This window comes from Halobacillus faecis, from assembly GCF_007991335.1.
GTDB classification, from domain to species: domain Bacteria; phylum Bacillota; class Bacilli; order Bacillales; family Halobacillaceae; genus Halobacillus; species Halobacillus faecis.
In genome coordinates this window covers 22,256-33,367 of sequence record NZ_BJYD01000012.1, presented here as the reverse complement: position 1 = coordinate 33,367, position 11,112 = coordinate 22,256, and the positions used below count along the sequence as shown (strand labels likewise).

Annotated in this window: 8 protein-coding genes and 1 other annotated feature; of the genes, 7 read left to right on the top strand and 1 reads right to left on the bottom strand. The window is 45.6% G+C overall.

Annotated features, from left to right (window positions below; genetic code table 11):
- Positions 1 to 56: 56 nt before the first annotated feature.
- Positions 57 to 2,612, top strand: a complete 2,556-nt coding sequence (gene gyrA / locus HFA01_RS06665; protein ID WP_146814486.1) for a DNA gyrase subunit A — start codon at positions 57 to 59, stop codon at positions 2,610 to 2,612.
- Between the two features lie 209 nt (positions 2,613 to 2,821).
- Positions 2,822 to 3,916, top strand: a complete 1,095-nt coding sequence (locus HFA01_RS06660) for an HD-GYP domain-containing protein (protein ID WP_146814484.1) — start codon at positions 2,822 to 2,824, stop codon at positions 3,914 to 3,916.
- 17 nt (positions 3,917 to 3,933) lie between these two features.
- Here the strand turns inward: HFA01_RS06660 and HFA01_RS06655 are convergent, their stop codons facing one another.
- Complete coding sequence (locus HFA01_RS06655; RefSeq protein ID WP_146814482.1) at positions 3,934 to 4,650, bottom strand: YaaC family protein; 717 nt, start codon at positions 4,648 to 4,650, stop codon at positions 3,934 to 3,936.
- 173 nt (positions 4,651 to 4,823) lie between these two features.
- Here HFA01_RS06655 and guaB point away from each other — a divergent pair, with 173 nt between their 5' ends.
- The 5 genes from guaB to serS all read left to right on the top strand — a co-directional run bounded on the left by guaB (position 4,824) and on the right by serS (position 10,942).
- The gene (guaB, locus tag HFA01_RS06650) at positions 4,824 to 6,293 is read left to right on the top strand and encodes an IMP dehydrogenase (RefSeq protein WP_146814480.1); all 1,470 of its coding nucleotides are present in this window, start codon (positions 4,824 to 4,826) and stop codon (positions 6,291 to 6,293) included.
- 105 nt (positions 6,294 to 6,398) lie between these two features.
- Positions 6,399 to 7,730, top strand: a complete 1,332-nt coding sequence (locus HFA01_RS06645; protein ID WP_371860312.1) for a serine hydrolase — start codon at positions 6,399 to 6,401, stop codon at positions 7,728 to 7,730.
- Positions 7,731 to 7,849: 119 nt separating this feature from the next.
- Positions 7,850 to 8,734: a pyridoxal 5'-phosphate synthase lyase subunit PdxS gene (gene pdxS, locus HFA01_RS06640; RefSeq protein WP_146814478.1), complete on the top strand. Its 885-nt coding sequence runs from the start codon at positions 7,850 to 7,852 to the stop codon at positions 8,732 to 8,734.
- A gap of 17 nt (positions 8,735 to 8,751) precedes the next feature.
- Positions 8,752 to 9,342, top strand: coding sequence for a pyridoxal 5'-phosphate synthase glutaminase subunit PdxT (pdxT, locus tag HFA01_RS06635; protein WP_146814475.1), 591 nt, complete (start codon positions 8,752 to 8,754; stop codon positions 9,340 to 9,342).
- Between the two features lie 37 nt (positions 9,343 to 9,379).
- Positions 9,380 to 9,601, top strand: a binding site (T-box leader).
- 66 nt (positions 9,602 to 9,667) lie between these two features.
- Positions 9,668 to 10,942: a serine--tRNA ligase gene (gene serS, locus HFA01_RS06630; RefSeq protein ID WP_146814473.1), complete on the top strand. Its 1,275-nt coding sequence runs from the start codon at positions 9,668 to 9,670 to the stop codon at positions 10,940 to 10,942.
- The last annotated feature ends 170 nt before the right edge of the window (positions 10,943 to 11,112 follow it).

The following is an 11,112-nucleotide window of genomic DNA, read 5'->3' as shown; positions in this document are numbered from 1 at the left end:
TGGGAAAGGGAGGCGAACATTTCCTTTCCCCTTTTAGGTAACTAGGAGGTAAAAGAATGGTGGATCAACCCGAACGTCCGCGCGTACAGGAAGTCAACATCAGTCACGAAATGCGAACTTCATTCCTGGATTATGCGATGAGTGTCATCGTGGCTCGTGCCCTTCCTGATGTCAGAGACGGCCTGAAACCTGTACACAGAAGGATTTTATATGCGATGCATGACCTTGGTATGCATGCCGATAAAGCTTACAAAAAGTCAGCACGTATCGTAGGGGAAGTCATCGGTAAGTACCACCCCCACGGGGACTCTGCAGTCTATGACACGATGGTGCGTATGGCACAGGACTTCAACTACCGGTACATGCTCGTCGATGGACACGGAAACTTCGGTTCGGTAGATGGAGATGCTGCAGCCGCCATGCGTTATACGGAAGCACGTATGTCCAAGATTTCCATGGAAATTCTAAGGGACATCAACAAGGATACGATTGATTATAACGACAACTACGATGGAACAGAGCGGGAACCTGTAGTGCTTCCATCCAAGTTTCCGAACTTGCTCGTCAACGGTGGTTCAGGGATTGCGGTCGGAATGGCGACAAACATCCCACCTCACCAGCTTGGCGAGGTGATTGATGCGGTGCTCGCGCTCAGTAAAGACCCGGATATTACTATCCAGGAATTGATGGAAAACCATATTTATGGTCCGGACTTCCCGACAGCTGGTAAAATTCTCGGCTTAAGTGGCATTCGCAAAGCCTATGAAACAGGGAAAGGCTCCATCACGGTCCGTGCGGATGTAGAAATTGAAGAACAAGCAAACGGCAAAGCCCGTTTAATCGTGCACGAGCTTCCTTATCAGGTGAACAAAGCCCGGCTTGTTGAAAAAATTGCCGATCTTGCCCGCGATAAGAAAATCGACGGCATTACCGATCTTCGTGATGAGTCGGACCGTAATGGTATGCGTATCGTTATTGAATTACGCCGTGATGTTAATCCGAACGTCCTTCTCAACAACCTTTACAAAATGACGGCCCTGCAATCAACTTTCGGTATCAATATGCTCGCACTCGTCAACGGGCACCCGAAAGTGCTCAACTTGAAACAGTGCCTTGAGCACTATTTGGAACACCAAAAAGTTGTCATTCGCCGCCGTACCGAATACGAACTTAGAAAAGCAGAAGCTCGTGCGCATATTCTTGCTGGTCTGCGCATTGCGCTTGACCACCTGGATGAAGTGATTTCACTGATTCGTGAATCTCAAACGACTGAAATTGCACGTACCGGTTTGATGGAGCGCTTCGGTCTTTCTGAAAAGCAGGCCCAAGCGATTCTTGATATGCGTCTGCAGCGTTTGACAGGTTTAGAGCGTGAAAAGATTGAGGATGAATATCAAGAAGTTATGAAATTGATTCAAGAATTGAAAGCCATCCTTGCTGATGATGAAAAGGTTCTTGAAATCATTCGTGAAGAACTGCTTGATGTGAAGGAGCGTTACAATGATGAGCGCCGTACAGAAATCGTCCTTGGCGGAACAGACTTTATCGAGGATGAGGACTTGATCCCTGAAGAGACGGTCATCGTTACGGTCACTCACCAGGGCTATGTCAAACGCCTTCCAGCATCCACGTATCGTTCACAGCGCAGAGGCGGACGAGGTGTTCAGGGCATGGGTACGCATGAAGAGGACTTCGTCGAACACCTGTTGTCCACTTCGACACACAATACTCTGCTTTTCTTCTCAAATAAAGGGAAAGTATATAAAGCCAAGGGTTATGAAGTACCGGAATTCAGCCGAACGGCTAAAGGGATTCCAATCATCAACATGTTGAATGTTGAACGTGATGAGTGGATCAATGCTGTCATCTCCGTTGAAGATTTCGTTGATGACTGGTACCTTGTCTTTACAACGAAGAACGGAATCACGAAACGGACGACGCTCTCCCAATTTGCGAATATCCGAAAAGGTGGTCTGATCGCTCTCGGCCTGCGTGAAGATGATGAGCTGATTTCTGTCCGTCTGACGGATGGATCGAAAGATATCATGATCGGAACGCAAAACGGTTACTTGATCCGTTTCAATGAAGATCAAATCCGTGCCATGGGTCGTACAGCCGCAGGTGTCAAAGGGATCTCCCTCCGTGAAGACGACAAAGTCGTATCCATGGAAATCCTTGATGATTCTCTGCAAGTGCTCACGGTCACGAGCAAAGGCTATGGAAAACGCACCCCAGCTGACGAATACCGGATTACCAACCGTGGTGGTAAAGGAATCATTACGTGTAATCTGACAGATAAAAATGGCCAGGTCGTCGCTACGAAAGCCATTAATGGTGAAGAAGATATCATGATCATTACAGAGAGTGGTGTCTTAATCCGTATGTCGATGGAAAGTATCTCTGAAACCGGACGGAACACACAGGGTGTACGCTTGATTCGTCTTGGAGAAGGAGAAGAAGTCGCCACTGTCGCTCGTGTCGAGTCAGAAAAAGAAGAGGAAGAATTGGTCGAAGAAGCATTAGAAAAAGAAGCGGAATCTCAAGATGAAGCTTCTGAAGAAAATGCCGAAACATCAGAAGACCCAACAGTAGAAGATTCAGATGAATCATAAGTAAAACAAACTTCCTTGATCCGTCGCCTGTCGATCTATTTCGACAGGCGACTTTTTTATATATGGAGGAGGACCAGATTCATAACCACCCATTATTTTTTAAATATTTGCTATTTTAATGAATTTTTCGTGGTAATATAGAACTAGATTTATTGTTGAGGTTCGACATGCTTTTACATAAAGAAACTAGTGAAAGGTGGTATGTTGCCATGAGGGTAGCTACATCACAATTGGAACCAGGTTGTCTCTTGACGAAAGACGTCATGGGCCAGACAAACCGACCGATCGTTTCCAAAAACACGACCCTTCAACCCCTCCATATTGATGTACTGAAAAAATTTAGCATTGATACCGTTGAAGTCTCCAATCGTCGATCGGACGGTTCGCTTTTCATTGTTTCCGAAACGACAGAAAAAGAGGAACCAGATCAGGACCTGCGTTCAGAGGAACCGGTTCTTCCTTTTTTCGAATCTTACTTAGCTGCTGTGCAGGAGTACAAAAAATGGTTCACTTCCTGGCAAGGGGGATCACCTGTAAATATCAGCACGATTCGAAAAGTGATGGTTCCCCTCCTTGAGAGAGCCGTCGATTCTGCAGGACACGAAGTTTTCTCGCTCCATCATTATACGTCCAGTAAGAATTACATCTATCATCACAGTGTAGCGATGGGGCTATTATCTAGTTATGTGGCATCAAAAATGGGATACAATTACGGTGAATGGATTCAAGTCGGTTTAGCCGGACTCCTTGCAGATAGTGGAATGGCTAAAATCAGTGAACGAATTACGTGGAAAGAGGCCCCTTTAACAGAGAGAGAGTATGAAATGGTGAAAAGCCATCCGACTTACAGTTATCGTAACGTAGAAAAGATCTCTTCCTTGAGCAACCACGCCAAGGTTGCTATCTTGCAACACCATGAGCGATTGGATGGGACAGGCTACCCTTTAGGAGTCAGTGAGGATAAAATTCATCCGTTCAGCCAGATTATCGCTGTTTGTGATATGTACCACGCCATGACTTCTGAGAGGATGTACCGAAGGAAACAGTCTCCCTATAAGGTGCTCGAAGAAATTCTGCAGGAGCAATTCGGCCGCTATGATCATAAAGTGATCAGCGCATTAGTTAAAGAAATGACCAGTTATTCTACGGGGACCAAGATCCGGTTGTCTGATCATCGCGAAGCAGAAGTGATTTTCGTTGAAAAGACCAACCCGACAAGACCGCTTGTGCAAATCATTGAAGACGGACAGTTCCTCCCTTTGAAAGAACAACTGGACCTCCATATTGAAGAAGTCTATGAATAACAAAAGACCAGTTTGCGTCATGAGATGGATGCAAACTGGTCTTTTAACCAAGAAGCGAATATTTGCGGAATGCGATTAGAGGCTGAATGTAAAAAATGTACGATGAATACATAATCCTCCCGATCTTTCATCTGTTCCATCTCTCCCCACCATTCCCCCTCATAACGGACGAGCATACTTAAGTTATATAGGACAGCAAAATAGGCCAACAGCTCAGGCCACTCTTCTTCAATGGTGATCGGACCTGGATTCTTCAGTCGAAAGAGCTCTTCCATCCCCGGAAGTGGCCGCAGCAATTCATCCATGGAGATCTTTGTTTTTTCTGAGGAAAATTGAAACAAATGAGCAGCGGCATGTGGAAATAACCCATGCGGCTGGATACGGATATCGTCCTCTAAAAATCGGTAATGCTGCTTTTTTCTTTTACGTGTCGATAGTCCATGAGCCAGTACTTTTGCTGTAGCTGGATAGCCAGGGTCAACCGTCAGCAGGCAGCTTTTGATGAAATGATTCATTCCATAATAAAAAAGAAGCGGCTTTACACTCAGGGGTGTATGTAAAGCGGTCGTCCAATAATCTTGTCCGAGGCTTAGACCGTGAATAAACCGTTCGGCATTGTTGTACGCATGATGCTCGGCTCTTGAGTGGTTGATCTTTTCATAACAGGAAAACAAGAAGGGTCTTGTATGTGCGGTCACCTGAAGGTAAGTGAGAATAGGATCCGTGAAGTGCAAAGAAAGTTCCTCCTTTCTAACATAAAAGGAATTCTCACCCATTTTTTTATGGTTGAAAAAGCCCGACCATTGTCGTATTGTAAATAACAATAAGAATTGGTGTCACGAGAATATACCACTTATTTTACCCACTTCCACCCAAAATATCATAAGAAGAAAAGGAGAGGTCAAGCATGCGTGAAGACAAGTTTACAAAAGAAGGTTTAACGTTCGACGATGTACTACTTTTGCCTGCTAAGTCCGATGTTTTGCCGCGTGATGTTTCACTGGCAACAGAATTGTCCCCGACGTTACGTTTGAATATGCCGATTATCAGTGCCGGAATGGATACGGTGACGGAAGCCAAAATGGCGATTGGTATGGCGCGTCAGGGAGGACTTGGTGTCATTCATAAGAATATGTCGATTGAAGAGCAAGCGGAACACGTTGACCGAGTGAAACGGTCCGAAAGCGGCGTCATTACGAACCCGTTCTTTTTGACTCCGGAGCACCAGGTTTTTGATGCTGAACATTTAATGGGGAAATTCCGTATTTCCGGTGTGCCGATTGTCAATAGTGTAGAAGAACAGAAACTTGTCGGAATCATCACCAACCGCGACCTCCGTTTCATTGAAGACTATTCGATACAAATCAGTGACGTTATGACGCGTGAGAACCTTGTCACAGCGCCTGTAGGAACGACATTGGATGAAGCCGAAAAAATCTTGCAGCAATATAAGATTGAAAAGCTTCCGATGGTAGACAACAATGGGATTTTAAAAGGATTAATTACCATCAAAGATATAGAGAAAGTGATCGAATTTCCTTTATCAGCGAAAGATGACCAAGGCCGTCTGCTCTGTGCTGCAGCGGTCGGGGTGACAGCTGATGCAATGACGCGTATTGATAAATTAGTAGAAGCAGGTGTGGATGCACTTGTCGTTGATACCGCCCACGGTCATTCTGAAGGTGTCATCAATCAGGTGAAGCGCATCCGTGAGCGTCATCCAAAAGTGAATATCATCGCAGGTAACGTAGGGACAGCAGAAGCAACGCGTGAATTGATTGAAGCAGGAGCAGACGTTGTTAAAGTCGGAATCGGGCCTGGTTCGATTTGTACGACCCGTGTCGTTGCTGGTGTCGGTGTTCCTCAAATCACTGCCGTCTATGACTGTGCGAAAGAAGCAGAGAAATACAACAAGCCGGTCATTGCCGACGGAGGAATCAAATACTCAGGCGATATCGTAAAGGCCATTGCCGCAGGTGGACATGCTGTCATGCTCGGAAGCTTGCTTGCCGGTGTTTCTGAAAGCCCTGGCGAAACGGAAATCTTCCAGGGCCGCCGTTTTAAAGTGTACCGGGGGATGGGATCTGTCGGTGCCATGGAATCCGGGTCTAAAGATCGTTACTTCCAAAATGATCAAGAAGCGAAGAAACTTGTGCCGGAAGGGATTGAAGGCCGCATGCCGTATAAAGGACCATTGGCAGACTCCATTCACCAACTCCTCGGCGGGATCCGCTCAGGTATGGGGTATTGTGGTACACCAACCATCAGTGCTTTGCGCACAGACGCACAATTCACAAGAATTACAGGGGCTGGTTTAAGAGAAAGCCACCCTCATGATGTACAAATTACAAAAGAAGCGCCAAACTACTCCGTTTGACCCGTATAAAAAGTGATAGACAGGGACTTTTCCCTGTCTATTCTTTTATATACTCATGTGATAAAATAACAAAGATGCATATTTTAAGGGTGGAGGTTGAGAAAGTTGACACAAAGAATAAAAACATCTATGGCCTTGATGTTGGCATTGCTTATGGGGTTCTTTGCTGTGTCCATAAATCCTGGACATACATACGCAAGCGTAGATGTTGGCGCAGAGTCGGCAATACTCGTGGACGCGGAAACAGGAAAGATTTTATTTGAAAAAGAGGCAGATTTGACATTACCTCCTGCAAGCATGACGAAGATGATGACCGAATATCTTGTCATGGAAGCGATTGAGGAAGGTCAGATCAGCTGGGATACGACAACACAAATTAGTCAATACGCTTTTGATATATCGGCGAACCCTGAATTTTCAGGTGTTGGTCTGAAGCTGGACGAACAATACACCGTACGTGAACTTTACGAAGCCATGGCGATCAACTCGGATAATGCGACAACCATCGCTCTTACTGAATTGATTGCTGGCAGTGAAGGTGAATTTGTTCAGATGATGAATGAGAAAGCAGCAGAAATGGGGCTGCCTGAATATGATTTCGTTAACGCAACAGGGCTGAATAACTCTCACTTGGGAGACAATTATCCTGAAGGCACAGACCCTGAAGCGACGAACATGCTGTCAGCGAAGTCTGCAGCGCTGCTTGCTTATCACTTAACGAATGATTATCCGGAAGCGCTTGAGATCTCAAGCAAACCGACACTTGAATTTGCCGGACAAACCGTGACGAACTGGAACTGGATGCTTCCAGGTATGCCTGGACAGAACTTGAAGCAGTTCGAGTACGAAGGTATGGACGGATTGAAAACAGGTTACACAGAACTCGCTCAAAACACGTTTACAGGAACGGCAGAGCGAGATGGACAACGCTATATTTCCGTCGTTATGAAATCTGAATCTAGAGCGTCCCGTTTCAATCAAACGAGACAACTGCTGGACTACGGATTCAATCAATTTTCCCGTCAGGAACTCTTTGCAGCAGGAGCCACTCCTGAAGAAGAGTCAACGCTTCCTGTCGCAAAAGGAAAAGAAGACCAGGTTGCGATTGAAACAAGTGCAGCTCTAAGCACACTTGTGAAAAGTGGAGAAGAAGATCAATATGAAATTCAATTCAACATCTCTGAGGACCAGTTGGATGACGAAGGCAATCTTGTTGCTCCTGTAGAAAAAGGACAAAAAGTAGGAACAGCAAAGCTTGTTTACAACGGAGAAGAGGACTACGGAAATATTCTTTCTGAAGGTGGACAAACCGTTGATATCGTCACTTCTTCCAGTGTAGATAAAGCAAACTGGTTCATGCTGACCCTCGGTGCGATCGGTGAATTTTTCAGTGATATCTTCACTGGTGCAGTCGATATGGTCAAAGGCTGGTTCTAGGTGAAAAAATCCCTATTTAACCAGTGGGATTTAATATAGGATTGCGTTACAATAGAGGATAAGAATCTATGATTCAAAATGAAATGCTTAAACTATAGAGCTGTTAGGGAGGAATCAACATGGCACAAACAGGTACGGATCGCGTAAAACGCGGCATGGCAGAAATGCAAAAAGGTGGCGTCATCATGGACGTCGTAAACGCAGAGCAAGCAAAAATCGCTGAAGAAGCAGGCGCAGTAGCCGTAATGGCTCTTGAACGAGTTCCAGCAGACATCCGCGCAGCAGGTGGAGTCGCTCGTATGGCAGACCCTACGATCGTTGAAGAAGTGATGAATGCCGTTTCTATTCCAGTTATGGCAAAAGCACGTATTGGGCATATTACAGAAGCACGTGTCCTTGAAGCAATGGGCGTAGATTACATCGATGAGAGTGAAGTTCTTACTCCAGCTGATGAAATCTATCACATCAAAAAAGATGACTATACGGTCCCATTCGTATGTGGATGCCGTAATCTTGGTGAAGCGACACGACGCATCCGTGAAGGGGCATCCATGCTTCGTACGAAGGGTGAACCAGGAACAGGAAACATTGTAGAAGCTGTCAGCCATATGCGTCAGGTTCAGTCTCAGATCCGTCATTTGCGTGGACTTTCAGAAGATGAAGTGATGGTCTATGCAAAAGAAAACGGTGCTCCATTCGATCTACTTATGGAAATTCGTGAAGAAGGACGTCTACCTGTCGTCAACTTCGCTGCTGGTGGTATTGCAACTCCTGCGGATGCTTCCTTGATGATGCAGCTTGGAGCAGACGGAGTATTCGTTGGTTCCGGGATCTTTAAATCCAACAATCCTGAAAAGTTTGCACGTGCAATTGTTGAAGCAACGACTCATTATGACGATTACAAGTTGATTGGTGAATTGTCCAAAGGTCTTGGAACAGCCATGAAAGGGATGGAAATGTCCACCCTTACTCCTGAACAGCGTATGCAAGATCGCAGCCAGTAAGTAAAGGAGAATGCAGCATGACTACAATTGGTGTATTAGGCCTTCAAGGCGCTTTTCGTGAGCATGTACGTTCTGTTGAAGCGACAGGAGCCAAGGCTCTTGTTGTCAAAAGAATAGAACAGCTGAAAGAGATCGATGGCTTGATTATCCCTGGTGGTGAAAGTACGACCATCCGCAGACTGATCGACAAGTACGAGTTCCTGGAGCCGATCCGTGAGTTCGGAAAAAGCGGTAACCCGATTTTCGGTACATGCGCAGGGCTCATCCTACTCGCTTCAGAAATTGATGGTTCTTATGACGTCCACCTAGGAGTCATGGATATAAAAGTCCGTCGTAACGCTTTCGGACGCCAGCGTGAAAGTTTTGAAGCCGATCTTGATATTGAAGGTGTGGCAGAAGGATTCAATGCCGTATTCATCCGTGCTCCTTACATTGAAGGGGTTGGAGAAAATACGAAAGTGTTGGCCTGTTACGACGGTCATATTGTTGCCGCTCAGGAAGGTCACTATTTAGCTTGTTCTTTCCATCCGGAATTGACGGACGACCATCGTTTAACGGAACATTTTGTTGAAATGGTAAAAGAAGCTAAAAAAACACTTGCATTATAATTCTGAATCCGCTAATCTTATGTAACACAAACCATAAATGAACGCGATGACAGGAAATAGTAACATGTCCCTTCTTCTCAAAGAGAGTCAGTGGCTGGTGTGAACTGACGGAGAAGCCATGTGAATCCATCCTCGAGTGTCTGACTGAAAGAAGTAGGTCAGACCGGTACTCACCGTTATGAGTGAAGCCGGAAGGTCCCACAGACCTTCAACTTGGGTGGTATCGCGGGAAGCATAAACCAAAGCTCTCGTCCCTTATTAGGGACGGGAGCTTTTTGTTTAGCTTCATAATTATTGAACTGAACATATAAAGGAGGAAGTAAACATGTTAGACATGAAATACTTACGCCAGAACTTTGAAGAAGTTAAAGGAAAACTGCAAAACCGTGGAGAAGACCTCTCTGACTTGGATGCCTTCGGTGATTTGGATAGCAAGCGCCGTGAGCTGATTCAGGAAACCGAAGAATTGAAAGCAAAGCGCAATGAAGTATCTAAGGAAATTTCCCAGCTGAAAAAAGCGAAGGAGGACGCCGACGATAAGATCAAGGAAATGCGCGAAGTCGGTGATTGCATCAAGACCCTTGATACAGAGCTGAAAGAAGTGGAAGAGAAACTTGAAACGCTTCTCTTATCTATCCCGAATATCCCTCACGAAAGTGTACCTGTTGGAGGGGATGAGGAAGACAATATTGAAGCGCGAAAAGTAGGAGAGATTCCAGCTTTCGGTTATGAAGCAAAACCACACTGGGATGTGGCTACAGATTTAGGTATTCTTGACTTTGAAAGAGCATCTAAAGTCACAGGAAGCCGTTTTGTATTCTACAAAGGTATGGGAGCCCGGTTAGAGCGTGCATTGCTCAACTTCATGATGGACCTGCATGCGGATGAACACGGCTATCAGGAAATGCTGCCACCACAAATGGTCAACCGCACAGCGATGACCGGTACAGGTCAGTTGCCGAAATTTGAAGAAGATGCCTTTAAAATTGAAGACTGGGATTACTTCCTTGTCCCAACAGCTGAGGTACCGGTAACGAACTTCCATAGAGAAGAAATTCTATCTGTGGAAGACCTTCCGCAGAAGTTCGTAGCTTTCAGCACGAATTTCCGTTCGGAAGCAGGATCTGCGGGCCGAGATACAAGAGGGTTGATCCGTCAGCACCAATTCAATAAAGTGGAGCTTGTGCAACTGGCAAAACCTGAAGAGTCCTATAATGTATTAGAGGAACTCACAGGCCATGCAGAAAAAGTCCTTCAGTTGTTAAAACTCCCTTACCGGGTGATGAGCATGTGCACGGGAGATCTAGGGTTCACAGCAGCGAAGAAATACGACATTGAAGTATGGATCCCGAGCCAGGAGACTTATCGGGAAATCAGCTCTTGCTCTAACTTCGAAGATTTTCAGGCCCGCCGCGCAGGCATTCGCTTCCGTAGAGAAGAAAAAGGGAAGCCTGAATTCGTACACACGTTGAACGGTTCAGGTCTAGCTATCGGTCGTACCGTTGCAGCCATCCTTGAAAATTACCAGCAGGAAGACGGAACGGTCATCGTACCAGAGGTCCTGCGTCCATACATGGGTGGGAAAGAAATCATCAACTAACACTTGAAAAAGTAAAAGCGCCTGAATCCTATGAATGGTTTCAGGTGTTTTTTCTTGGTTTCGTTTTGGAGACAGCCACAGCGAATCGTCCTTGACTCTGTCGAAGGGAATTTGTATAATAACTAGGTGACATTTTTTCGTGATTGTTCGACAATAACTTCTTTTAAAAA